The organism is Acinetobacter sp. LT1 (assembly GCF_059800965.1).
This window is the reverse complement of record NZ_JBBAXE010000019.1, coordinates 1-23,729: the sequence shown is the minus strand read 5'-3', so window position 1 is coordinate 23,729 and position 23,729 is coordinate 1. Positions and strand designations below refer to the sequence as shown.

The 23,729-nt window shown below is 37.6% G+C and carries 24 protein-coding genes and 1 other RNA gene; 14 read left to right on the top strand and 11 right to left on the bottom strand.

The window, feature by feature from the left end; genetic code table 11:
• Window positions 1–10: 10 nt before the first annotated feature.
• A complete protein-coding gene (locus tag WBW42_RS15980) occupies window positions 11–655 on the bottom strand; it encodes an A1S_1983 family putative colistin resistance protein (protein WP_016140721.1) in 645 nt (214 codons plus the stop codon).
• Between the two features lie 100 nt (window positions 656–755).
• On the opposite strand from WBW42_RS15980, the gene ispF reads away from it, so the two are divergent.
• Window positions 756–1,247, top strand: a complete 492-nt coding sequence (ispF, locus tag WBW42_RS15975; protein WP_005068887.1) for a 2-C-methyl-D-erythritol 2,4-cyclodiphosphate synthase — start codon at window positions 756–758, stop codon at window positions 1,245–1,247.
• On the opposite strand, the gene WBW42_RS15970 is transcribed toward ispF, so the two are convergent.
• The 5 genes from WBW42_RS15970 to glnL all read right to left on the bottom strand — a co-directional run bounded on the left by WBW42_RS15970 (window position 1,235) and on the right by glnL (window position 6,494).
• The gene (locus WBW42_RS15970; protein WP_032055898.1) at window positions 1,235–1,759 is read right to left on the bottom strand and encodes a protein tyrosine phosphatase family protein; all 525 of its coding nucleotides are present in this window, start codon (window positions 1,757–1,759) and stop codon (window positions 1,235–1,237) included. The two genes, ispF and WBW42_RS15970, sit on opposite strands and share 13 nt — an antisense overlap.
• Before the next feature lie 192 nt (window positions 1,760–1,951).
• Window positions 1,952–2,872: an ornithine carbamoyltransferase gene (gene argF / locus WBW42_RS15965; RefSeq protein ID WP_005068890.1), complete on the bottom strand. Its 921-nt coding sequence runs from the start codon at window positions 2,870–2,872 to the stop codon at window positions 1,952–1,954.
• Window positions 2,873–2,984: 112 nt separating this feature from the next.
• On the bottom strand, window positions 2,985–3,638 hold the full coding sequence (locus WBW42_RS15960) for a TetR/AcrR family transcriptional regulator (RefSeq protein WP_284105392.1): 654 nt from the start codon (window positions 3,636–3,638) through the stop codon (window positions 2,985–2,987).
• A 266-nt stretch (window positions 3,639–3,904) separates the two neighbouring features.
• Window positions 3,905–5,398, bottom strand: a complete 1,494-nt coding sequence (glnG, locus tag WBW42_RS15955; RefSeq protein WP_002115702.1) for a nitrogen regulation protein NR(I) — start codon at window positions 5,396–5,398, stop codon at window positions 3,905–3,907.
• The gene (glnL, locus tag WBW42_RS15950; RefSeq protein WP_002115631.1) at window positions 5,385–6,494 is read right to left on the bottom strand and encodes a nitrogen regulation protein NR(II); all 1,110 of its coding nucleotides are present in this window, start codon (window positions 6,492–6,494) and stop codon (window positions 5,385–5,387) included. The genes glnG and glnL overlap by 14 nt, the downstream gene beginning before the upstream one ends.
• A gap of 342 nt (window positions 6,495–6,836) precedes the next feature.
• On the opposite strand from glnL, the gene rimO reads away from it, so the two are divergent.
• From rimO to lpxA, 12 genes are all read left to right on the top strand, one after another.
• Complete coding sequence (gene rimO / locus WBW42_RS15945) at window positions 6,837–8,180, top strand: 30S ribosomal protein S12 methylthiotransferase RimO (protein WP_032055900.1); 1,344 nt, start codon at window positions 6,837–6,839, stop codon at window positions 8,178–8,180.
• A gap of 52 nt (window positions 8,181–8,232) precedes the next feature.
• Entirely contained in the window at window positions 8,233–8,961 is a 729-nt protein-coding gene (pyrH, locus tag WBW42_RS15940) for a UMP kinase (protein ID WP_000852257.1), read from the top strand.
• An 84-nt stretch (window positions 8,962–9,045) separates the two neighbouring features.
• Window positions 9,046–9,600, top strand: a complete 555-nt coding sequence (frr, locus tag WBW42_RS15935; protein ID WP_002115638.1) for a ribosome recycling factor — start codon at window positions 9,046–9,048, stop codon at window positions 9,598–9,600.
• Between the two features lie 5 nt (window positions 9,601–9,605).
• Window positions 9,606–10,358: a polyprenyl diphosphate synthase gene (gene uppS / locus WBW42_RS15930; protein WP_032055904.1), complete on the top strand. Its 753-nt coding sequence runs from the start codon at window positions 9,606–9,608 to the stop codon at window positions 10,356–10,358.
• A complete protein-coding gene (locus WBW42_RS15925; protein WP_032055906.1) occupies window positions 10,358–11,182 on the top strand; it encodes a phosphatidate cytidylyltransferase in 825 nt (274 codons plus the stop codon). The genes uppS and WBW42_RS15925 overlap by 1 nt, the downstream gene beginning before the upstream one ends.
• Window positions 11,183–12,379: a 1-deoxy-D-xylulose-5-phosphate reductoisomerase gene (gene ispC, locus WBW42_RS15920; RefSeq protein WP_032055909.1), complete on the top strand. Its 1,197-nt coding sequence runs from the start codon at window positions 11,183–11,185 to the stop codon at window positions 12,377–12,379.
• A gap of 1 nt (window position 12,380) precedes the next feature.
• Window positions 12,381–13,736, top strand: coding sequence for an RIP metalloprotease RseP (rseP, locus tag WBW42_RS15915; protein WP_032055911.1), 1,356 nt, complete (start codon window positions 12,381–12,383; stop codon window positions 13,734–13,736).
• Window positions 13,737–13,772: 36 nt separating this feature from the next.
• Window positions 13,773–16,280, top strand: coding sequence for an outer membrane protein assembly factor BamA (bamA, locus tag WBW42_RS15910; protein WP_005068904.1), 2,508 nt, complete (start codon window positions 13,773–13,775; stop codon window positions 16,278–16,280).
• A 41-nt stretch (window positions 16,281–16,321) separates the two neighbouring features.
• Window positions 16,322–16,822, top strand: coding sequence for an OmpH/Skp family outer membrane protein (locus WBW42_RS15905; RefSeq protein ID WP_002115728.1), 501 nt, complete (start codon window positions 16,322–16,324; stop codon window positions 16,820–16,822).
• Between the two features lie 4 nt (window positions 16,823–16,826).
• Complete coding sequence (gene lpxD, locus WBW42_RS15900) at window positions 16,827–17,897, top strand: UDP-3-O-(3-hydroxymyristoyl)glucosamine N-acyltransferase (RefSeq protein WP_002115634.1); 1,071 nt, start codon at window positions 16,827–16,829, stop codon at window positions 17,895–17,897.
• 6 nt (window positions 17,898–17,903) lie between these two features.
• Window positions 17,904–18,389: a 3-hydroxyacyl-ACP dehydratase FabZ gene (fabZ, locus tag WBW42_RS15895; RefSeq protein WP_002115603.1), complete on the top strand. Its 486-nt coding sequence runs from the start codon at window positions 17,904–17,906 to the stop codon at window positions 18,387–18,389.
• Complete coding sequence (gene lpxA, locus WBW42_RS15890) at window positions 18,386–19,174, top strand: acyl-ACP--UDP-N-acetylglucosamine O-acyltransferase (protein ID WP_005068909.1); 789 nt, start codon at window positions 18,386–18,388, stop codon at window positions 19,172–19,174. The genes fabZ and lpxA overlap by 4 nt, the downstream gene beginning before the upstream one ends.
• 58 nt (window positions 19,175–19,232) lie before the next feature.
• Here the strand turns inward: lpxA and WBW42_RS15885 are convergent, their stop codons facing one another.
• On the bottom strand, window positions 19,233–20,108 hold the full coding sequence (locus WBW42_RS15885; RefSeq protein WP_032055914.1) for a YbgF trimerization domain-containing protein: 876 nt from the start codon (window positions 20,106–20,108) through the stop codon (window positions 19,233–19,235).
• A 314-nt stretch (window positions 20,109–20,422) separates the two neighbouring features.
• Between WBW42_RS15885 and ffs the strand changes: the two genes are divergently transcribed.
• Window positions 20,423–20,519: signal recognition particle sRNA small type (ffs, locus tag WBW42_RS15880), an RNA gene on the top strand.
• A gap of 13 nt (window positions 20,520–20,532) precedes the next feature.
• Here ffs and WBW42_RS15875 read toward each other — a convergent pair.
• From WBW42_RS15875 to WBW42_RS15860, 4 genes are all read right to left on the bottom strand, one after another.
• Window positions 20,533–21,015, bottom strand: a complete 483-nt coding sequence (locus tag WBW42_RS15875; protein ID WP_032055916.1) for a regulatory protein RecX — start codon at window positions 21,013–21,015, stop codon at window positions 20,533–20,535.
• A gap of 59 nt (window positions 21,016–21,074) precedes the next feature.
• Window positions 21,075–22,121 (bottom strand): recombinase RecA, encoded by a 1,047-nt coding sequence (recA, locus tag WBW42_RS15870; RefSeq protein ID WP_002115680.1) that lies wholly within the window; start codon window positions 22,119–22,121, stop codon window positions 21,075–21,077.
• 145 nt (window positions 22,122–22,266) lie between these two features.
• The gene (locus tag WBW42_RS15865; RefSeq protein WP_005068915.1) at window positions 22,267–22,695 is read right to left on the bottom strand and encodes an RNA-binding S4 domain-containing protein; all 429 of its coding nucleotides are present in this window, start codon (window positions 22,693–22,695) and stop codon (window positions 22,267–22,269) included.
• Window positions 22,679–23,365, bottom strand: coding sequence for an HAD-IA family hydrolase (locus WBW42_RS15860; RefSeq protein WP_032055918.1), 687 nt, complete (start codon window positions 23,363–23,365; stop codon window positions 22,679–22,681). Before WBW42_RS15860 ends, WBW42_RS15865 begins: the two co-directional genes overlap by 17 nt.
• Window positions 23,366–23,729 lie beyond the last annotated feature (364 nt).

Sequence of the window (23,729 nt, the reverse complement as noted above, 5' to 3'; positions counted from 1 at the left end):
ATTTTAAGCGTTAATCATATAGGCGGTAGATTCCGCTAAAACGTTCACAGCCTTTTTGCTGAGTTTTCACATTAAGTAAAGCTTTTTGAAAATTAAACTGATATTTACAGTTGTGCTCATTGTCTAAAATTTCACTTTTTTGTTCAGGTGAACTATAGGCCATCAATGAGATCGTTTGAGTTTCTTTGCGGTTATTTGGATTGCGGTATGCTATCCCTTCAATCTTAATTTTATCTTTCGCGAGCTGATGGACTTGAATGTGTACAGGCTGAGCTGCTATATGTCCATTTTCAAACTTAAGATAATGCTGGGTAAGCGTTTGCTTAAGTGAAGCATAAAAATTTAAGTCATCAGTACGTAAATCAAACTGTTGTTGAATACATGTATTACTCTTGCATTGCTGAGTATGTTTAGACCATAACTTTTGTGTATCCTGTAAAAGCTGTAAGGGGGCATCAGTAACTAAATATGCAGAAAGATATTTATTATTGAGTTGCTTTCTGGATTCACTAAATGTTTTTGAACAGATTTTAAGCTCAGCTCCAGTATTGGAACAGTCTATTGATTCTGCAAAGACAAGAGGTGAACATAAACAACTCAGTGTCACGACAAAACTTAATCTTTTCAATTGATTCATATCAGTATTAGACAGCATGATCGCTTATACTTTCAGTCTACTTTGCTAGGTGTACTATAGCGAAACAGAACGGCTGAATACAAGATTTCTTAAGTTTTTATGGAAGGTAATAATTTATATGGTTGCTCAGATTCGTATTGGACAAGGAATGGATGTACATGCCTTTGAAGAGGGGAACTTCGTTACATTGGCGGGTATTCAAATTCCACATACACATGGTTTGAAAGCACATTCTGACGGTGACGTTGTACTTCATGCGCTATGTGATGCTTTATTAGGTGCTTTAGCGCTTGGAGATATTGGACAACATTTTCCTGATACTGACCCAGAATACAAAGGCGCAGATAGCCGAGTATTGTTAAAGCATGTTTATCAATTGATCTTAGATCGTGGTTATCAGTTAAATAATGCCGATATTACGGTGGCTTGCGAACGTCCAAAATTAGCTAAGCATAATCTGGAAATGCGTCAAAGCATTGCTGACGTTCTAAATGTAGATATTAATCAAATTAGTATTAAAGCAACGACAACCGAAAAACTCGGGTTTACCGGTCGTCAAGAAGGAATTTTGGCTACAGCGACGGTTTTAATTTCTCATCACACCAAGTGATCTGCCTGTTGTAAAGACTGTTGAAGTTCTAAAGTTGCCTTACGGCCTTGTAGCTGTAAGGTAATATTATGAATGAGTCCAGTCCAAGTCTCATTAGGTTCCCAAATTTCGTGCAATAAATCCTGAGAAGTCGGCATATCCATATTCATATAAAACTGTCTATAGACATACATCAGGCAACTTACGCGTTTATTTTTGGCGCAATGTATCCAAATAATTTCATTTTGCACTAAATGATCAATCAAATCTAAAACTAATAAGCACTGCTCAGCAGAAGGCATCTCCCAATCAATTGGAATATGAATATAATTTAAACCAAGGTCTAAACAAATACGGTCTTCATTTTCAAGATGATTTGAAGCATTAGTTAAAGCAAGGTTAATGACTGTGCTACAACCAAACTCTTTAATCAATTTTAGTTGTTCAGCAGAAGGCTGGGCCGAGCTAAATAAATGTTCATGAATAATCGAAAATGCGGGAATTTGAGATAATGATTGTTCAAGGGTTGTCATGATCGCACTCTACAAGAGTAGGCTTAGCTTATTGTGTAGAATGTTATACACGATTCTAGAGAATAGTTAAAATACAGCCTGCTTATATATTCGGCAACGTTATCAAATTTTTAAAAATAATTAACTGGAAGAGTACAAGTCTTATAAAATAAAAAACAGCATCATAAAGATGCTGTTTTTTAAACTCAAAATTTAAGCTTTCTTTAAATTTTCATTTAATAAAAATTCGACTAAAGCTTTTTGAGCATGGAGACGGTTTTCTGCTTCATCCCATACGACTGCATTTTTATAATCGAGCATGGTTTCAGAAATTTCTTCGCCGCGATGAGCAGGTAAGCAGTGCATGAATAAACAATCTGGGTGAGCAAGGCTCATTAATTTTTCGTTAACCTGAAAATCAGCAAAGGCTTTTTCACGAAGTTTTTGCTCTTCTTCTTGGCCCATACTTGCCCATACATCAGTCACAATAAGGTCAGCATTTACTGCTGCATCTTCTGCATTGTCATAAAGCTCAACGCAATGACCAAACTCGGCTAAAAATTCAGGTTTAGGTTCATATCCTTTTGGCGATGCAATTTTGAGTTTGAAACCCATCATGTGTGCAGCTTCAATATATGAATTACACATATTATTACCATCACCAATCCAAGCAACGGTTTTGCCTTCAATGCTGCCGCGGTGTTCAATATAAGTTTGTAAGTCAGCAAGTAACTGGCATGGATGATGATCATCAGTTAAGCCGTTAATTACAGGAACTTTTGAATAAGATGCAAAACGTTCAACAATGTCATGACCGAAAGTACGAATCATCACAATATCAAGCATACTTGAAATTACACGTGCTGAATCTTCGATTGGTTCACCACGGCCTAATTGTGTGTCACGAGGCGATAAAAAAATCGCACTACCGCCAAATTGGTTAATACCTGCTTCAAAAGAGATACGTGTACGCGTACTTGATTTCTCAAAAATCATTCCCAATACTTTACCAACAAAAGGCTGGTAGACCTTATTGTCATGTTGCATTTTTTTAAGCTCGCTTGCGCGTTCTAAAATGCGATTAAGTTCTAGAGTGGATAGATCACGTAAAGTTAGGAAATGTCTTAGAGCCATGTAGCTACTCCATAATAATCGTTTTGAAATATAACAATTATCTGTTGTTGGCTGGGTGGATGTGGGAAAAAAGAAGTCTACTATACTATAAGCATTTTAAAATGCAAAAGAATTAGACTTTATGATGGCCTTTTAAGAAAATATCTACACAATATTCAATATAATCAAAAGCTTCTTTCTCATCTGGAAGAGCTGGCATACCCATAATCATACGCCATTCAATATCTCGTAAAATCCCAAAATACATGAGTGAAGAATAATACGGAGAATTACAGGTAATTTCGCCTGATTTATCCGCAAACTCTAATGCTTGAGTAAGTGTATTTTGTAAATTATGTACCCATTTGTCATATAAGTATTGTATGAGGACAGTGTTACATTCGGTCTGTTCAATAATAAGTCTTAAAAATGTAACATGTTCGGGCTGAATAATATGAATATATACACGATTAAGTGTTTGAATCAGATATTCTCTTAAAGTGCTTTTCTCTGGTTGGAATGGAATGCAAATGTCTTTAAAAAACATTTCACGTTTATGATCACATATAGCCGTAAAAAGTCCTTCTTTATTGCCAAAATATTTATAAATAGAAGCCTTAGAGCCACCTGCATGATTAACAATATCATCGAGAGATACAGCATCATATCCTTTCTCTAGGAACAGCTCGGTCGCGCTTAACAATAGAGCTAAACGACGTTCAATACCGCGGCGTGTTTGAGGTTTCTCACATGCAAGGTGATGTGAATCCAGGACTGAATCATGCATAAAATTTAATAACAACAACTGACTTTGCTTATCTAGTATAGCAAAACTATCTTTAGTGATGGTCATAACCATTTTTTTAGATCATATGCTGAACAGTAAGTGGCTAATTCAAAAAATAAACTAATAGAAAATATAAGTTTAGTGTAGGTTGTAGAAGGGTTTAATGATGTAACCTTATGTTTGCATTATATTTTAATCAAAAATCTGATTGAAAAACAAAGCGGCTAAGAATGACTTAACCGCTTTGAAGTTAAATAATGAGATTTCTAGGCTTCAGTTTGAGTAACCTTGTGCTCATCTTCTTCGTCATCATCTGCAGAATCCATTCCAAGTTCCTTTAACTTGCGTGTTAAGGTGTTGCGACCCCAACCTAATAATTCCGCTGCGTGACGTTTGCGTCCACGTGTTTGTTGCAAGGCTGCGTTAATCAATGTGCGTTCAAACATTGGTGTGGCAATATCCAAAATTTTCATTTCACCATTTTTAAGCTTTTGAATAGCCCATTGATTTAGTAGTTCATCCCAATGATGTAGAGAAATACGTTCAAATGAAGGTGCTGGTTGACTAGAATCACTATTCTTTTGCAATGGAACTTGTTTGAGCTCAGAAGGTAAATCTTCCGGATAAACTTCGCGGCCCGTAATCATTACAGTTAGCCAGCGGCAAGTATTCTCAAGTTGTCGTACGTTACCTGGCCATGGTAACTGTTGCATATAGTCTGTCGTCTCGGTACGTAAGATTTTTGGACTTACGCCAAGCTCTTTACCTGCACGCGCAAGGAAATGCTGCGCAAGCATTGGGATATCTTCACTACGGTGGGCAAGCTTAGGAATGTGAATACGAATCACATTTAAGCGGTGATATAAGTCTTCACGGAAGCGACCTTCATTTACCAGTTTCTCTAGATCCTGATGCGTTGCCGCAACAATTCGAACATCTACTTTAACGGGAATGTGTCCGCCTACACGATAGAACTCACCGTCAGCGAGTACGCGAAGCAATCGAGTCTGAGTTTCAAATGGCATATCACCAATTTCATCAAGGAACAGTGTTCCGCCATTTGCCTGTTCAAAGCGGCCTTGATGCTGAGTATTTGCCCCTGTGAAAGCGCCTTTTTCATGACCAAATAACTCGGTTTCAATCAAGTCTTTTGGTATCGCAGCCATATTTAAAGCAATAAAAGGCTTGGCACGGCGTGGGGAGTGCTTGTGTAAAGCATGAGCAACTAATTCTTTACCCGTACCCGATTCACCATTAATTAAAACAGTAATATGAGATTGCGATAAACGGCCGATAGCACGGAAAACCTCCTGCATTGCCGGAGATTCACCAATAATTTCTGTTGATTGAAGAGGTGAGGCTGTTTTTGTAGCTTCTTGCTGTTGTAGTTTATTAATATGCAGGATCGCACGATTGACTAAAGCTAAAGCTTCATCAATATCAAAAGGCTTTGGTAAATATTCAAACGCGCCTGTTTGATAGCTTGATACAGCAGACTCTAAGTCAGAATGTGCTGTCATAATAATGACAGGTAAATCTGGATGAGTGTTTTTGACTTTAGATAAAAAAGTTAAACCATCAATTCCAGGCATGCGGATGTCAGTTAAGATGACATCGGGAGCATCATGGTGCAAACGTTCAAGCGCAGTTTGAGCTTCTTCAAAATTGGTAACATCAAAACCTTCCTCTTTAAAGGTCTTTTCCAATACCCATCGCATGGCGCGATCATCATCAATAACCCATATTTTATTTCGCGACACGGTCTGACTCCCAAGGTAAATATAAGCTAAAAATTGTTTTTCCAGGAACAGATTGGCATTCAATCATTCCGTTATGTTGATGCATAATATTCTGTGCAATACTCAGGCCAAGCCCAGTACCTTTTGCTCGTCCAGTAACCAATGGATAGAATACTGACTCCAAAATACTTTCAGGAATGCCTGGTCCATTGTCTTCTATGTCGACTCGCACTGTAGATCGATTTAGTACACCGTTAATTGTGACAAGACGTTGTATACGTGTACGTAGAATTAACTCCGGTTCGTGATCTATAAAAAATGCTTTGTTTTCTGTTATGGCTTGAATTGCATTTACACTAATGTTGAGCATGACTTGTATTAACTGATCACGATCGGCATTAACATCGGGTAAAGACAAATCATAATCCCGTATAATTTTAATTTTCTTCTTTGTCTGGTTGGCGATAAGTGAACGCACTCGCTCCAAAGGCTCGTGTACGTTAACATTTTCATAACTTGGGAGTTGTCTAGAACCCAACATAGTATCTGCCAAGTTAGTTAAACGATCTACTTCATTAATAATGACATCTGTAAATTCAGCATAACTCTTATCGTTTAAACTGCGAGCGAGTAATTGAGTTGCACCACGAATACCTGCCAGTGGGTTCTTAATTTCGTGAGCAACGCCACGTACAAGCTGTCTGGCCACCTGATGTTGTTGTACCAGATTTTCTTCTTTAGAAATCTTTAACATACGATCAATCGGGTTGAGCTCAATCAAGAGTAATGGATGATAACTCTTACCTGCATTCAATTGAGACACCGTGTAATCAACATGAAGGTCTTTAAAGTTGACATTAATAACCGCTTCTCGACGAGTATAAGGTTGACCCGTTTTAATAGTGTTTAATAACGCTTCATGTGTATTAAAAGTATCATCTGGTGCATGAAGTAAATTCAAAACCGGCTGTCCTGAAGCTCGAAGCAAACTAATGTCAAATAGTGCTTCGCAGGCAGAATTTAAGTAAAAAATATTCAAGTTACTATCGATCAATAAAATCGCAGTAGTTAAATTGTCTACCAATAGGCGATAGTCGATAGGGTTGTGTTGATCCATTAGCGAATCGTTCCTGTCTTAAAATAGCGCAATGGCATCTTCATTGGTTATCGGATTTTCACCGTTATAGAACATGAACGATGCAAAATATACGCCAACTTTGTTTATGGGTTATTTTAAAGTTTTAAAGTATTTAAAAACGCGCTGAAATCGGTCTTTATATCGGTTGATCAAAACTGATGGCTTGAATATAGATAATAACATGATCCAACTTGGTGCAAAGGTGAGTTTTGGTGCAAATGTTGGTCGTATTTTGGTGCATTACACAAAGAGTAGGCTTTCCACCTATGCTTGAGACAAGAAAAGACATACAATACGCGCATTCAAGTGGAGCGCAGATTCATGAAGACCCCCAAAGTCGGTTTTGTTTCTTTAGGTTGTCCTAAGGCATTGGTAGATTCTGAACGAATTTTAACTCAGTTAAAGACTGAAGGTTATCAAGTTGCATCAGATTATGATGGTGCTGATTTAGTTGTTGTTAATACCTGTGGTTTTATCGAATCTGCGGTACAAGAGTCGCTAGATGCAATTGGCGAGGCCATGAGTGAAAATGGTCGAGTAATCGTTACTGGATGCTTAGGTAAAGACGAAGACAAAATTCGTCAAATGCATCCAAACGTTTTAAAGGTTACTGGTGCAGCAGCTTATCAAGATGTAATGGAAGCTGTACATGAATATGTACCAGCACCACCTAAACACAACCCGTTTGTTGATTTGGTTCCTGAACAAGGAATTCGCTTAACACCAAAACATTATGCCTATTTAAAAATATCTGAAGGATGTAACCATCGTTGTACCTTCTGTATTATCCCAAGTATGCGTGGCGATCTAGTATCGCGTCCAGTTGGAAGTGTACTGGAAGAAGCTGCTGCGCTTAAAAGAGCAGGTGTTAAAGAAATTTTGGTTATTTCGCAAGATACATCAGCTTATGGTGTAGATACCAAGTACAAACTTGATTTCTGGAATGGCCAGCCTGTTAAAACAAAATTCTTTGATATGTGTGAAGCACTAGGCCAACTTGGTATCTGGGTGCGCTTACATTATGTTTATCCATACCCACATGTTGATGCGGTTATTGACTTAATGGCACAAGGTAAAATTCTGCCATATCTTGATATTCCATTCCAACATGCAAGCCCGCGTATTCTTAAGTTAATGAAGCGTCCGGCTCACAGTGAAAATACACTCGAAAAAATTAAATTGTGGCGTGAAAAATGCCCGGATCTTGTGATTCGTTCTACATTTGTAGTGGGTTTCCCAGGCGAAACTGAAGAAGATTTTCAAATATTGCTCGATTGGTTAGTTGAAGCTGAACTTGATCGTGTTGGCTGCTTTACCTACTCACCAGTAGAAGGCGCTACGGCAAATGATTTACCCGATCATGTGCCTGAAGAAATTAAGCAAGAGCGTTACGAGCGCTTTATGCAAGTGCAGCAACAAATTTCTGCTGCTAAGTTGCAAAAACGTATTGGTCAAACGATGACTGTGTTAGTCGATAGTTTGGAAGATGAATATCCTGTTGCTGTTGCACGTTCTTATGCCGATGCTCCGGAAATTGACGGTAATGTCTTTGTAGAAGATATCGATAAGAGCATTATTCAACTAGGCGATATGTTGGAAGTCGAAATCACCGATGCGGATGAATACGACTTATTTGCAAAGTTAATTAAAATTAAGTCGGTTTAATCGATAACGATTCAAAAAAAGCATTCAGTTTAAGAGGTTTTGGAGCAAACTCATGGCGGAAACAATTAGCCCCCGTTATTCACGCATTTTATTAAAACTATCTGGTGAAGCATTATCAGGTAACAAAGACATGGGTATTGATGCCCAAGTTCTTGACCAAATGTCCCTTTCAATTGCTCACTTAGTTGGCTTGGGTGTGCAAGTGGGTATCGTTGTTGGTGGCGGTAACTTGTATCGTGGTAGTCAGTTGCAAAAGGATGGCTTGGTTGGTCGTGTAACAGGCGATCAAATGGGTATGCTTGCAACTGTAATGAACGGTTTGGCTATGCGTGATGCATTAGTTCGCCGTAATATCAGAACTCGCCTTATGTCTGCATTACCAATTGGTACAGTAGTGGAGTCTTATTCAAGTCGTGATGCGATTCGTCACTTGAGTCAAGGTGAAGTTTGTGTTTTTGTTGCTGGTACAGGAAATCCATTCTTTACGACTGATACGGCAGCTTGCTTACGCGGAATTGAAATTGAAGCAAATTTAATTCTAAAAGCGACCAAAGTAGATGGCGTATATAATAAAGATCCAAGTAAATACGAAGATGCAGTTAAATATGATCATTTAACCTTTGATCAAGTATTAGACGAAAAACTTGGTGTTATGGATTTGACAGCTATTTGTTTATGTCGTGACCATAATGTGCCATTACAAGTTTTTGATATGAATAAATCAGGCGCGCTATTGTCAGTAGTCATGGGCGAAAAAGAAGGTACACGCGTTACTAAATAATGTACGTGTTGACGAAAGCTCTTTATACTAGCGCTAAATTAAATTTGTTAAAACATCCTTGAATAAATAAGTAAGGTAGATCATATGATTAACGATCTGAAAAAAGACAGCGAACAGCGTATGTTGAAAACTCTTGAGTCTTTGGAACTAGGGTTTGCTAAAGTTCGTACCGGCCGTGCACACCCATCAATCTTAAATGGGGTAATGGTTCCTTACTACGGTTCTGATGTGCCTTTAAATCAAGTGGCAAACGTTGGGGTTGAAGATTCTCGTACACTTCTTGTTCAGCCATTTGAACGTACAATGGTTTCAGCTATTGATAAGGCAATTCGTGAGAGTGATCTTGGTTTAAACCCGATTACTGCGGATGCAATTCGTGTACCTTTACCTGCATTAACTGAAGAAACACGTCGTGATATGCAAAAAATTGCGCGTAGCGAAGCTGAAAATGCAAAAGTTGCAATTCGTAATATTCGTCGTGATGTATTAGGTGATATCAAAGCATTATTAAAAGAGAAAGAAATCTCTGAAGATGATGAGCGCCGTGCAGGTGATGATATCCAGAAAATCACTGACAAATATGTTGCAGAAGTAGACAAGCGTCTTGCAGCGAAAGAAGCAGAATTGATGAAGGTCTAAATTTTATGACCGATTCAGAAGAGTATCATCTTCCTAAGCATGTTGCCATCATCATGGATGGCAACAACCGCTTTGCAAAAAAAAATCAAATGCAAAAAGGTGATGGGCATCGAGAGGGTAAAAATGTTCTTGATCCTATCGTTGAACATTGTAAAAAAACAGGTATTCGTGCTTTAACGGTGTTTGCATTTTCAAGCGAAAACTGGAATCGACCACAATTTGAAGTCGATCTGCTTATGAAGCTTCTTGAAGAAACTATTCATGAGCAAATACCTCGCATGAAGAAATTTAATATTGCTTTGCGTTTCATCGGTGATCGTTCCAGATTACCGTCACACCTAGTTGTCTTAATGGAAGATGCAGAGCAACAGACAGCACACCATAACACTATGACCTTAACTATTGCTGTGAGCTATGGCGGGATGTGGGATATTGCAAATGCAGCAAAACAAGTTGCTGAAGCGGTTTCCCGTGGTGAATTTGGTGCTGATCAAATAAATGTTGATTTGTTCGAAAAATATGTCAGTCTAAACGATCTGCCAGCTGTGGACTTATTGATCCGTACAGGTGGAGATTATCGCATATCTAATTTCTTGTTATGGCAAGCAGCATATGCTGAACTGTATTTTACTGATACTTTATGGCCAGAATTTACAGTACAAGAATTCGATCATGCATTGAATGTTTTTTCAGGGCGTGAGCGTCGTTTTGGCAAAACATCTGAACAAATTCAGCAAGAGAAAATAGAGAACTTATAATGTTAGAGCGGATTGTTACCGCATTGGTACTTGTCGCAGTTGTTTTAGGCTGTATGTTTGCTACGCAATCACATTATCCAATGTTGGTTCTTATGATTGTAGCAGCAGGGGTTGCGGGGTATGAATGGTATAAATTAATGCCCCATGAAACTGTAAATGCTGTAAAGCCAAAAGCTTGGTGCTACGGTCTGCTTGTTGCATTCGTTTCGGGCGTTGCTCTATTTTTCCATGATATTGCATTACTTTTGTGGTCAGCTTCAATTTTGACTTGGCTTGTAAGCGTTTATTGGGTCAAATCTTTTCCTGAATTTGATGGGTGGTATAACGCTACTCTATATGTAATTGGCATTATTTTAGTTTGTGCTGCGGTAACTTCAATTTTTGTTGTTTGGCAAAGTTCGCCATGGTGGTTAATGTATCTGTTCTTACTCGTGTGGGGTGCAGATAGTGGTGCTTACTTTGTTGGTCGTAAATTTGGTAAAAGAAAATTAGCTCCAACCGTTAGTCCGAACAAATCAGTAGAAGGCTTGTATGGTGGTATTGTCACGACCATACTGGTAATGTTGGTTGTGCAATATCAGTATCTAAATTTAACTTTAATTCAGCAAATTCTGTTTCTTATCTTGTCACTGAATACAGTATTCGGTTCAGTGTTGGGTGATTTATTTGAGTCAATGATTAAACGTCGTGCTGGTATTAAAGATTCTGGACGTGTACTACCTGGTCATGGTGGTGTTTTAGATCGTATTGATTCTTTACTTGCTGCAGCCCCGATCTTTGCAACGGGAATGTATATATTAAAACTTATTGGTGTAGATTTATAAATGACACAATCTGTTTGCATATTGGGTGTAACCGGTTCCATTGGGCAAAGTACCTTAAAAATTTTAAATCAACATCCTGATAAGTATTCAGTATTTGCAATTTCAGCTCATAGTCGAATTTCTGAATTGGTTGACATATGTAAACAATTCCAACCAAAAGTTGTAGTTGTTCCAAAGCAAAAAGTTGACGAATTAGCAGCTTTATTTGTAAAGAGTGAATTACAAAATATTGAAATTTTGACTGATCAGGAAGGGCTGGTAAGTATCGCATCTCATCCAGATGTTGATGTAGTTATGGCTGCAATTGTTGGAGCAGCTGGTTTATTACCAACATTAGCGGCTGTAAAAGCTGGTAAACGCGTATTGCTTGCTAATAAAGAAGCTTTGGTCATGTCTGGTGAAATCATGATGCAAGCAGCACGTGATCATCAGGCATTATTATTACCGGTAGATTCAGAACACAACGCTATTTTTCAGTCATTACCTCATAATTATTTAGAGGCTGAAAGAAATGGACAACCGCAACAGGGCGTATCAAGAATCTTATTGACCGCTTCAGGTGGACCATTTTTAAACCATTCGTTAGAACAGTTAGAAAAAGTTACTCCTGCGCAGGCTTGTAAGCATCCCAACTGGTCTATGGGACAGAAAATCTCAGTTGACTCAGCTACTCTTATGAATAAAGGGTTAGAGTTGATCGAGGCGTGTCATTTGTTTTCAATATCTGAACATTTTGTTACAGTTGTTGTTCATCCACAAAGTATTATTCATTCTATGGTGCAATATGTTGACGGTTCAACATTGGCTCAAATGGGTAATCCAGACATGTGTACACCGATTGCCCATGCATTAGCATGGCCAGAACGTTTACAGACTAATGTTCCTGCTTTAGATTTATTTGAGTATTCTCAGCTTAATTTTCAAGCACCGGATATCCAGAAATTTCCAGCACTGGATTTAGCCCGTCAGGCAATGCGTTCAGGAGGGCTGGCACCTACTATTTTAAATGCTGCAAATGAGGTTGCCGTTGCTGCATTTTTAAACCAACAGATTGGATTTACAAATATCCCACAAGTGGTAGAGCATACTTTGCAAAAATTGGAAAACTCAGTTGCTGATAATATCGAGTCTATTTTGAATAAAGATGAAGTAGCACGACATGTAGCACAGCAGTATATATCAAGTATAGGAGGCTGAAATGAGCGCATTATTTATGATTGCAGCAGCAGCTCTCTTGCTCGGTCCATTAATTGCAATTCATGAGTTCGGTCACTATTGGGTGGCACGAAAACTTGGTGTTAAGGTTCTAGTTTATTCTATTGGTTTTGGTCCGACATTACTTAAATGGACCTCAAAAAAATCTGGAATTAAGTACCAACTTTCAGCTTTGCCTCTAGGCGGTTATGTAAAAATGCTCGATGAGCGCGAAGGTAATGTTGCAGAGCAAGATTTACCTTATGCATTTAACCGTCAAAAACCATGGAAGCGTATAGCAATTGTTGCGGCTGGGCCTTTAATTAACTTGATTTTTGCTGTTTTACTTTTTTGGATTTTATTTTTACCAGCACAGGAACAACTAAATACAAGAGTGGGTAAGGTTGTACCCAACTCGCCAGCTGCTACAGCTCAACTACAAGTAGGTGACAAGATTATTGCTGTTGATGGAAAGGAAACGCAAACTTGGGAAAAACTTAACTTTGCTTTGATTGATCGTGTAGGTGAAACTGGTAGCTTGAATATCGATGTAGATCGTGCAGGTACTGAGAAAAATATTGTTTTACCCATTAAAGATTTTTTAAAAAACCAAAATGAATCAGCTTTAGATGTATTAGGCTTTTCACCTTATCGTCCTGTTATTCCCGCTGTTGTAACTGAGTTGACTGCAGATGGAGCAGCAATTCGACAAGGAATAAAAGTCGGTGATCGTATTGTATCCATTAATGGTCAAGCGATGAAAGATTGGTTTGATGTTGTGGAAGTTGTGCAACATTCACCAGAAAAATTACTAAGTATTGATGTGTTGCGTAATGGTCAACTCGTTCATTTGCAAGTCATGCCTCAAGGAAAGCGTGACAATATGGGGCAAGTGAGCGGTGTCTTAGGCGTAAAAAGTGATGCAGGAAAAATTATAATTCCTGACGAATATAAGCAAACAATTCAATATACTCCAATACAAGCTTTCCAGATGTCGCTAGATAAGACTGGCCAAATCTCTAGCATGATATTGAGTTCGATAGTAAAAATGGTTAAGGGTTTAATTGGTTTAGAGAATCTTTCTGGACCAATTACAATCGCGAAAGTAGCGGGACAAAGTGCAGAAATGGGATGGCAGACTTTCATCTCATTTATGGCTTTAATGAGTGTAAGTCTTGGAATTTTAAATTTATTACCAATTCCAATGCTAGATGGTGGACATCTCGTTTATTACATTATTGAGGCTATTCGTGGTAAGCCTGTTTCTGAACAAATACAAATGTTTGGTCTAAAAATTGGTATGGTACTGCTCGGTAGTATGATGCTTTTAGCTTTATTTAACGATTTTATGCGTTTGTAAACGTATATGGATTTATAACTTACTGGAAAAACTGGCATGCGGCACACACATTTTTTAATGCCTTTGGCACTTGTTAGCGCTATGGCAGCGGTACAACAAGCATATGCAGCTGATGATTTCGTTGTTCGAGATATTCGTATAGATGGTTTGGTCCGTCTTACTCCTGCAAATGTTTCTACCATGTTGCCAATCAACAGTGGCGATCGCGTTAATGAACCGATGATCGCAGAAGCAATTCGAACATTGTATGCCACTGGACTTTTTGACGATATTAAAGCATCAAGAGATAACGATACTTTAGTTTTCAATGTCGTAGAGCGCCCGATTATTTCAAAACTTGAATTTAAGGGTAACAAACTTATTCCTAAAGAGGCTTTAGAGCAAGGCCTCAAAAAAATGGGCATTGCTGAAGGCGAAGTTTTTAAGAAGTCAGCTTTACAAACAATTGAAACTGAATTAGAGCAGCAATATACTCAGCAAGGCCGTTATGATGCTGATGTAACTGTTGATACTATAGCTCGCCCAAATAACCGTGTTGAACTTAAATTAAATTTTAATGAAGGTACGGCAGCTAAAGTTTTTAATATCAATATTATTGGTAATACTGTTTTTAAAGACAGTGAAATTAAACAAGCTTTCGCAGTTAAAGAAAGTGGTTGGGCTTCAGTTGTAACCCGTAATGACCGTTATGCTAGAGAGAAAATGGCAGCGAGCCTTGAAGCTTTGCGCGCTATGTATCTGAATAAAGGTTATATCAATTTTCATATCAATAACTCACAGCTTAATATTAGTGAAGATAAAAAGAATATCTTTATTGAAGTTGCTGTTGAGGAAGGTAGCCAGTTTAAATTTGGTCAAACCAAGTTTTTAGGTGACGCACTTTATAAACCTGAAGAACTGCAAGCTTTGAAAATTTATAAAGATGGGGATACCTATTCTCAAGAAAAAGTAAATGCTGTTAAGCAATTGTTATTGCGTAAATATGGTAATGCTGGTTATTACTTTGCAGATGTAAATGTCGTTCCGCAAATTAATAATGAAACGGGTGTTGTTGACTTGAACTATTATGTAAACCCAGGTCAGCAAGTAACCGTACGTCGTATTAACTTTACAGGTAATAGTAAAACTGCCGATGAAGTATTGCGTCGTGAAATGCGTCAAATGGAAGGCGCTTTAGCGAGTAATGAAAAAATTGATTTGTCCAAGGTTCGTTTAGAGCGTACTGGATTCTTCAAAACAGTTGATATTAAACCAGCTCGTATTCCAAATTCACCAGATCAGGTGGATTTAAACGTAAATGTTGAAGAGCAACACTCGGGAACTACAACATTAGCGGTAGGTTACTCACAAAGTGGTGGTATCACATTCCAGGCAGGTTTGAGTCAAACTAACTTTATGGGAACGGGTAATCGTGTTTCGATCGATTTATCTCGCTCTGAAACTCAAGACTACTATAACTTAAGTGTTACTGACCCTTACTTCACTATTGATGGTGTAAGCCGCGGTTATAATGTTTATTACCGTAAAACAAAGTTAAATGATGACTATAACGTTAATAATTACGTTACCGATAGTTTCGGTGGTAGTTTAAGTTTTGGTTACCCAATTGATGAAAACCAAAGCCTAAGTGCCTCTTTAGGTATTGATAATACTAAAGTAACGACTGGTCCTTATGTCTCTACTTATGTGCGTGATTATTTGTTAGCAAATGGTGGTAAAGCAACAAGTAAGGGTTCATATTGTCCAACCTTAAATGGTGAGTCGCAGTATGATACTGAGAAGGGGGAATGTAAGGTCCCAGAAGAACAATATGATAATGCGTTTGATGGTGAGTTCTTTACATATAACTTAAATTTAGGTTGGTCATACAATACTTTAAACCGTCCTATTTTCCCTACTTCAGGTATGTCACATCGTGTAGGTCTTGAAATTGGTTTGCCAGGTAGTGATGTTGACTATCAAAAAGCAACTTATGATGCACAGGCATTTTGGCCAATTAGTAATACTGGTTTCGTATTGCGTGGTTACGGTAAACTTGGCTATGGTAATGATTTACCATTCTATAAAAACTTCTATGCAGGTGGTTATGGTTCTGTTCGGGGTTATGATAACAGTACCTTGGGTCCTAAGTATGCAAGTGTAAACTTACAAGAAACCAAGCAAAATGACGGTTCTCCAGAAGAGGTGGGGGGTAATGCTTTAGTACAATTTGGTACTGAATTAGCTTTACCGTTACCTTTCAAAGGGGACTGGACTCGCCAAGTACGACCAGTCATTTTTGCTGAAGGTGGTCAAGTATTTGATACTAAGTGTGATGTTGGCTCTTATTCTATGATTATGAATGGGCAGCAAATAGCAGATGCTAAAAAATACTGTGAAGATAACTACGGTTTTGATTTAGGTAATATGCGTTATAGCGTAGGTGTTGGTTTTACATGGATCACTATGATTGGGCCATTATCTCTTAGCTATGCATTCCCGTTAAATGATAAGCCTGGTGACGAAACTAAAGAGATTCAGTTTGAAATCGGTCGTACTTTCTAAGTACGACTTGACTAAACAATGAAATAAGGACACAAATTAAGATGAAAAAATTAAATATATTAATGTTAGGGTTAGGCCTTACAATTTCTGCTATGACTAATGCTGCTGGTTATGGTGTTATTGATCTTGCTAAAGTTGTTGAAAGTAGTACTTATTTAAAACAACAAAATGCAAGTTTAAATCAATCTGTTAAACCAACAACAACTCGTCTTGAGCAGTTGGGTAAAGAGTTAGAAGGCCTTCAGCGTCAAGCCCAAACTCAAGGGCAAAAAATGAAAGAAGATGATATTAAGAAGCTTCAAACTCAATATCAGTCAAAATTAAATGAATTTAATTCGACTCAACAAGGTTTGCAGTCTAAAGTTCAAACTAGTTTGCAAGGAATGAACTCAACTTTTGAGACTCGTGTGAAGCAAGCAGCTGAACAATTACGAAAAGAAAATAATCTTGACTTCATTTTGAATAAAAATTCGACCGTTGCCTATGACGCTAAATATGATTTAACTGATAAAATGATACAAAAGGTTAATTCAATGAAATAAATTAATGAAAGTGCAACATTATCGTTTAGATGAACTAGCTCACCTAGTTAATGGTGAGTTAGTCGGTGCGGGTAGTCTTCAATTTATAAATCTGGCAAGTTTAGAAAATGCTGAACCTTCTCATATTACTTTCGTAAATGGCGAAAAGTATATCGATCAAGCAAAGACTAGCCGTGCGGGTGCGTACATTGTTACAAGCTCTATTAAAGAACAGCTTACTGATAAACAAAATTTTATTATTGTTGATAATCCATATTTGGCTTTTGCCATCCTTACCCATGCTTTTGATAAAAAGATCACATCAATAGGTATTGAAAGTACTGCTCAAATTCATCCTTCTGCAATTATTTCTGAAAAAGCATATATTGGCCATTACGTTGTAATTGGTGAAAATTGTGTAGTAGGTGAGAACACGATTATTCAGTCTCATACTCGTCTGGATGATAATGTAGAAATTGGCAAGGATTGTTTTATCGATTCTCATGTCACTATTACTGGCGGTTCTAAATTACTTGATCGTGTTCGAGTTCATGCAAGTACTGTGATTGGTAGTGAAGGCTTTGGATTTGCACCATATCAAGGTAAATGGCATCGTATCGCACAATTAGGTTCAGTTATTATTGGTAATGATGTCCGTATTGGATCAAATTGTAGTATTGATCGAGGGGCACTAGATAATACGATTTTGGAAGATGGGGTAATTATTGATAATCTTGTGCAAATCGCACATAACGTTCATATTGGTTCCAATACAGCTATTGCTGCTAAATGTGGAATTGCTGGAAGCACTAAAATTGGCAAAAACTGTATTCTTGCAGGAGCCTGTGGTGTGTCTGGTCACCTTTCAATCACTGATAATGTGACTTTAACTGGAATGTCAATGGTCACAAAAAATATTTCTGAAGCTGGTACCTATTCTTCAGGAATTGGATTATTTGAAAATAGTCATTGGAAAAAGACAATTGTGCGCTTGCGACAATTAGCAGATGTGCCATTGACCCAAATCACTAAACGACTTGATCATATACAAGCTCAAATAGAGTCTCTTGAATCAACTTTTAATTTGCGTAAATAGAATATTATGACCGAGTCAACTACACCTAAATTTGCCATCCCTGAATTACCAATGCAGATTCAAACGATTCGTCAATATTTGCCGCATCGTTATCCTTTCTTATTGGTTGATCGTGTGACTGAAGTTACTGACAATAGTATTGTTGGTTATAAAAATGTTTCTATCAATGAAGAGTTCCTACAAGGACATTTCCCAGAATATCCAATTATGCCGGGTGTTCTAATTGTAGAAGCATTAGCTCAAGTTTCGGGCGTTCTAGGTTTTATTATGAACAATGAGACGCCAAAACCAGGTTCTTTATTCCTCTTTGCTGGTGCAGAAAAGGTAAGATTTAAAAAACAAGTAGTTGCTGGCGACCAACTTGTATTAAAATCTGAATTAGTAATGCAAAAACGCGGTATCTATAAATATAACTGTACGGCTACCGTTGACGGTATTGTAGCAACAACCGCTGAAATTATGATTTCACACCAAAAAACAGAGCAGGCATGAGCAATCACGATTTAATTCATTCTACGGCCATTATTGATCCATCTGCAGTGATTGCCCCGGATGTCCAGATAGGACCTTATTGTATTATTGGTCCAAATGTGACAATTGGCGCTGGTACTAAATTACATTCACATGTTGTAGTTGGTGGTTTTACCAAAATTGGTCAAAATAATGAGATTTTCCAGTTTGCAAGTGTTGGTGAAATTTGCCAAGACTTGAAATATCAAGGTGAAGAAACTTGGTTAGAGATTGGAGATCATAATTTAATTCGTGAGCATTGCAGTTTACATAGAGGAACTGTACAAGATAATGCTTTAACTAAAATAGGTAGTCATAACTTATTGATGGTTAATACGCATATTGCACATGACTGTATTGTTGGTGATCATAATATTTTCGCAAATAATGTTGGTGTTGCTGGACACGTCCATATTGGTGATCATGTCATTATTGGTGGTAATTCGGGAATTCATCAATTCTGTAAAATCGATTCTTACAGTATGGTTGGTGGAGCATCTTTAATTTTAAAAGATGTGCCAGCGTATGTTATGGCATCTGGTAATCCAGCACATGCGTTTGGTATTAATATAGAAGGTATGCGCCGAAAGGGTTGGTCTAAGGATACAATTCAAGGCCTTAGAGAAGCTTATAAATTGATTTTTAAATCAGGCCTGACTTCTGTTCAAGCTGTTGAGCAGATTAAAAATGATATTCTTCCGAATGTTCCAGAAGCTCAATTATTAATTGACTCTGTTGAGCAATCAGAACGTGGTATTGTGCGTTAAGCCGAGATATTCAAAAAAAGACACCGCAATCTGCGGTGTCTTTTTTTCTTAAAAACTTTTATTTGTTAAAAAATTTGGCTTCTTCAGATTTTGGATACTGACTTAAAATTTTAGCTTTATATTGGTTTGCTGATACAGTGTTTTTATCAACATCTTTGGCAATACTGTAGAGTTGATAAAGCGCGCGAGGAGCTTTACTAGAATTTGGGTATTGCGTAGCGACTACATTATAGTTCTTTTTAGCTTCATTATAATTTACCGGATCAGTTGCTAAATTAAACTCGGCTAACCAAAAATAGGCATTGCCTGTATAAACGCTATTAGGATGATTTTTGATAAAGTTTTGCATTGGAGCAATCGCTTTTTTCGCTCCACCTTGTTTGTAGGCATCTAAAGCGACAGTATAAGCTGCTTTTTCAAGTTCTACAGGGTTCGATTGATTTTGCGTAGCAGGCGATGAAGCTGGTTGTGTTACTTGCGTTTGTGAAGGGAAAGTAACTTGACTTGCAGCAGTTGTAGTAGTACTAGCTGCTTTATTGTCGGTAGGAGGAGCTTCTGAGCTTCCGGTAGCTGTAGCATCACTATTTGCTGTATTGTCTGGTGCTGCACTTTCTGGATCTACTTTTTGATTTAGTAATTCCAAACGCTGGTCTAAATCAGTATAGCGATTAGATAAATCTTTTTTCAGTTGTTCAATATCATTCGATTGTTCTTCTAACTGTCCGCGTAAGGTACGTATATCATTTTCTAATTGTTGGTTTTTTTGCATCAATTCCCAATTTAAATTACTAGGGACTGAAGCGTTATTCGATGAAGTGTTAGTTGAACTACCACCACTTTGACTTAAACCGCGCGATTGAATTGGAATATTGGCATAGAGAGAAGTAGTGCTCATTAAGGCAATAAATAATAAAGAATGCTTCATCAATCGCATGAGTATAGGTCCATAATTTTATGTAAAAGCTAACTTGAGAAGGGAATATGTAAACTATTCACATTAGCTATCTAAGGTTTTAATTGATCATTGCAATTAAAACAGCTAACAATATAAATGCAAGAATAGTTTACAATCTTCAAGCATATTTTATTCAAAATAAGTATCAAGAAAGAATATAAGATAAGAGATTCTAGGAATTTATATGTTTTTGACGATGAATTAATCAATTGAAACATAAACTTGCTTAAAATTGAGAAGAAGGCTTGCAACTCTTTTAAAAATCTCTATACTCTGTTTTGCAATGGTAGCCCCGCTGGTGGCTTCGCAATTGTACTCTGTGAACCCCGCCAGGACCGGAAGGTAGCAACGGTAGCAGATCTATGATGTGCCGAAGTTTTGCTAGTGGGGTTGCCACCATCTTCTAATCCGATCTCCGTTGGATTGCCTTCATAATTACATCTAAATCAAATCCTCTATATTGTAAAAACCTCATCTGTTTTGCTTTAAGTTTAGGATCTTTTTCTACTTCTTCACCAAACTTTTTCACTTTAAGTTGATAAGCCTGTTCCACCCAATCAATATTATGAATTTCATCTGCAATTAAATCATTTTCGATTTGTTTAGTTTTTAAAGCTTGTTTGATGCGTTTTGGCCCTTTGCCTTTACGAATTTGGCTAGCCAATGTTAGTTCTGCAACGCGTTGGTCACTTTGATAATTTTGCTCAGATAACTCTTCAACAAGTTGCTTAACCTCTTCAGGTTTTTGTGCATAACGATTCAATTTCTCGATAAGTTCTGCTTTCGAATAATCTCGACGAGTCAATAACGCAAAAGCATATGAGCGCAAACGTTGACCTGTTAGCAAAGCGCGTTGTTGGGGCTGTTCTTCTGTTCTTTTGAACATATTTAATATTTCCTTGTAAAAAACGCCCCGAAGGGCGTTTTAAGACTTATTAGCGGTAATTAAGACTCTAATAGAAGATCTTCTTCTTCATCTTCCACTTGTACAGCACCATTAGTACCCGTAGTTAGCAGTTGTTCACGGATAATCTTTTCAATTTCTCCAGCCATTTGAGGATTTTCTTCAAAGTGGCGGATAACATTGTTTTTACCTTGGCCAATTTTATTGCCTTGATATGAATACCAAGCGCCTGCTTTTTGCACGATATCTTGTTGTACAGCTAAATCTACAAGTTCGCCAAGCTGGTTTGTACCTTTACCGTATAGGATTTGGAAAATAGCTTCTTTAAAGGGAGGAGCCATTTTGTTTTTAACAACTTTAACTCGAGTTTCAGAGCCGATGATTTCATCACCTTCTTTGACCTGACCAATACGGCGGATATCTAAACGTACAGAAGCATAGAACTTCAATGCGTTACCACCAGTCGTAGTCTCAGGGCTACCAAACATTACACCAATTTTCATACGGATCTGGTTAATGAAAATAACCATACAGTTCGAGCGTTTAGCGTTACCCGTAATTTTACGTAATGCCTGACTCATTAAGCGAGCTTGTAAGCCCATGTGAGAGTCACCCATTTCGCCTTCAATTTCTGCTTTAGGAGTAAGAGCAGCAACTGAGTCGACAACGATTAAATCAATTGCACCAGAGCGAACTAGCATGTCTGCAATCTCGAGTGCTTGTTCACCGTTATCTGGTTGCGATACAAGTAGATTATCAATGTCCACGCCCAGCTTACGTGCATATTGTGGATCTAATGCGTGTTCTGCATCGATAAATGCACAAGTACCACCAGCTTTTTGACATTGTGCAATCGCTTGGAGAGTCATTGTGGTTTTACCAGAAGATTCTGGACCATAAATTTCAACGATACGACCTTTCGGTAAACCGCCAATCCCCAATGCAATATCTAAAGTCAAAGAACCTGTAGATACAGCTTCAACTGCTTGAACAGTGTTGTCACCGAGACGCATCACCGTATTTTTGCCAAATTGCTTCTCAATTTGACTTAGCGCGGCTTGTAATGCTTTGCTTTTATTCTCATCCATCTCAAAAACCTCAATACTCTAAGTTCATCACGTTTAACCCAAGTGGATGTATTGAATCTCAACTTGTTTCACAGGGCTAATAGTGACAGATTTTTTCTATAGCTTCTATGTGTTGTCTGTGTGTGTGCGACACAACTCGACGTTTTTATTCATCACCATACGACCAGTGTTGATCATTGTCCTGTTTAAACCGATTAATCTGTCTACGATCCTTTTTACTCGGTCTATGATCAGGTCGAGCAAGATTATGCAATTTTCGTTGGGATGCAATCAACTCCCGTCTAGCAATACTTACTTCTGTTTCTTCATAAAGTTGCTGGGCAACCGGTGCTGGACCACGTGTGTTCGAAAGCGCTTTTACGACAACGGTTTTTTTATCAAAACCTTGTTGAATAATAAGTTCCATTCCAACACGAATTTCTTTGGAAACTTTTACACGCTCATTATTGTGATGTACTTTACCTCCTTCGATTGCTGCTTTAGCAATTGAACGAGTTTTAAAAAAACGAGCAGCCCATAGCCATTTGTCGATACGCATGGTCTCTACAGCATCGTTTTCAAGCGATTTTGACATCATTATCCTTTCTATCAATTTGATTCAATATAGACAGCAATTCTGTAAGTCGATCTAGTGCTTTATATTCTAAATCTTCATACTTTCTTACATCCTTTAGACTTGAGGGCTGCAAGATAGTAAACAAGTGCTTGATACCAAATTTTTCAGCTGTTTTGAGTACAGGACCTGTATCATCAATAAAAATGGTTGCTTCTGGGTCGAAAGGGTGTAATTTTTGGAGCTCTTGCCAAAAATGAATATCTTCTTTTGCATAACCAATTTGTTCACTCGATACGGTTATGTCAAAGAAGTGTTCAATTGCAACATTATCGAGCTTTAACCGTAAGCTTGCACGATCGGCATTTGTAACTAACCAACAACTATATCCTTGTTCTTTCAGTTCCTGCAGAAGCTCAATACAACCAGACCGAGCTTGAATTTTTGTCTGAAATTCTTGCTGTAATTTGAGTACATCAACGCCTGCAGTTTTGGTCCAATAAGCTGATGAATACCAAACAAGCGTATGTCTATATGATTGATAAAACTGATATAGTGTTTTTTGGCTCTGGTCGAGTGGAAGTTGATGTATCTCTGCATGTCGCTTAGGAAGACATTCATTCCAGATGAAATCATCAAAAGCGAGATCTAATAGCGTACCATCCATGTCAAACATTATGATTTTAGACATATTTAAATATCTCCAAAATCATTTAAAGCAAATTTTTTAAGAAACATCTACCATATATCCTTTTTAAAATCATTAATTAAAGAAACTTCGAGATATAAAATTAATTTAAAACTCCACCCATTAATTCTTTCAAAAGGTGTTTTGATTAATGTGATGGGTAGGGAGGATAAATGATTTGAAAATTATAGCGTGTAATTTTGCAAACAAAAAACAATAATAAATGCTTTTTAATAGAAAACTTTTCCTGTGTTTAAAGAGAGGTGGTCCCACATGTTTGAACAACTAAAAGCTTATTTATAAGTGATACTCTGCTCTAGTTAAGCTACCTTATTTTGTTGTGGTAGCTGGTCATAGTAAAACTCAT

Bases quoted from the DNA above. Each gene is read 5' to 3' on its own strand.
- WBW42_RS15970 (WP_032055898.1), bottom strand. From the start codon at position 1,759: ATGACAACCCTTGAACAATCATTATCTCAAATTCCCGCATTTTCGATT.
- ispC (WP_032055909.1), top strand. From the start codon at position 11,183: ATGACACAATCTGTTTGCATATTGGGTGTAACCGGTTCCATTGGGCAA.
- uppS (WP_032055904.1), top strand. From the start codon at position 9,606: ATGACCGATTCAGAAGAGTATCATCTTCCTAAGCATGTTGCCATCATC.
- WBW42_RS15885 (WP_032055914.1), bottom strand. From the start codon at position 20,108: ATGCGATTGATGAAGCATTCTTTATTATTTATTGCCTTAATGAGCACT.
- WBW42_RS15860 (WP_032055918.1), bottom strand. From the start codon at position 23,365: ATGTCTAAAATCATAATGTTTGACATGGATGGTACGCTATTAGATCTC.
- WBW42_RS15960 (WP_284105392.1), bottom strand. From the start codon at position 3,638: ATGCATGATTCAGTCCTGGATTCACATCACCTTGCATGTGAGAAACCT.
- rimO (WP_032055900.1), top strand. From the start codon at position 6,837: ATGAAGACCCCCAAAGTCGGTTTTGTTTCTTTAGGTTGTCCTAAGGCA.
- pyrH (WP_000852257.1), top strand. From the start codon at position 8,233: ATGGCGGAAACAATTAGCCCCCGTTATTCACGCATTTTATTAAAACTA.
- glnL (WP_002115631.1), bottom strand. From the start codon at position 6,494: ATGGATCAACACAACCCTATCGACTATCGCCTATTGGTAGACAATTTA.
- WBW42_RS15865 (WP_005068915.1), bottom strand. From the start codon at position 22,695: ATGTCAAAATCGCTTGAAAACGATGCTGTAGAGACCATGCGTATCGAC.
- recA (WP_002115680.1), bottom strand. From the start codon at position 22,121: ATGGATGAGAATAAAAGCAAAGCATTACAAGCCGCGCTAAGTCAAATT.
- WBW42_RS15905 (WP_002115728.1), top strand. From the start codon at position 16,322: ATGAAAAAATTAAATATATTAATGTTAGGGTTAGGCCTTACAATTTCT.
- frr (WP_002115638.1), top strand. From the start codon at position 9,046: ATGATTAACGATCTGAAAAAAGACAGCGAACAGCGTATGTTGAAAACT.
- WBW42_RS15925 (WP_032055906.1), top strand. From the start codon at position 10,358: ATGTTAGAGCGGATTGTTACCGCATTGGTACTTGTCGCAGTTGTTTTA.
- bamA (WP_005068904.1), top strand. From the start codon at position 13,773: ATGCGGCACACACATTTTTTAATGCCTTTGGCACTTGTTAGCGCTATG.
- rseP (WP_032055911.1), top strand. From the start codon at position 12,381: ATGAGCGCATTATTTATGATTGCAGCAGCAGCTCTCTTGCTCGGTCCA.
- fabZ (WP_002115603.1), top strand. From the start codon at position 17,904: ATGACCGAGTCAACTACACCTAAATTTGCCATCCCTGAATTACCAATG.
- WBW42_RS15980 (WP_016140721.1), bottom strand. From the start codon at position 655: ATGCTGTCTAATACTGATATGAATCAATTGAAAAGATTAAGTTTTGTC.
- WBW42_RS15875 (WP_032055916.1), bottom strand. From the start codon at position 21,015: ATGTTCAAAAGAACAGAAGAACAGCCCCAACAACGCGCTTTGCTAACA.
- lpxD (WP_002115634.1), top strand. From the start codon at position 16,827: ATGAAAGTGCAACATTATCGTTTAGATGAACTAGCTCACCTAGTTAAT.
- argF (WP_005068890.1), bottom strand. From the start codon at position 2,872: ATGGCTCTAAGACATTTCCTAACTTTACGTGATCTATCCACTCTAGAA.
- ispF (WP_005068887.1), top strand. From the start codon at position 756: ATGGTTGCTCAGATTCGTATTGGACAAGGAATGGATGTACATGCCTTT.
- lpxA (WP_005068909.1), top strand. From the start codon at position 18,386: ATGAGCAATCACGATTTAATTCATTCTACGGCCATTATTGATCCATCT.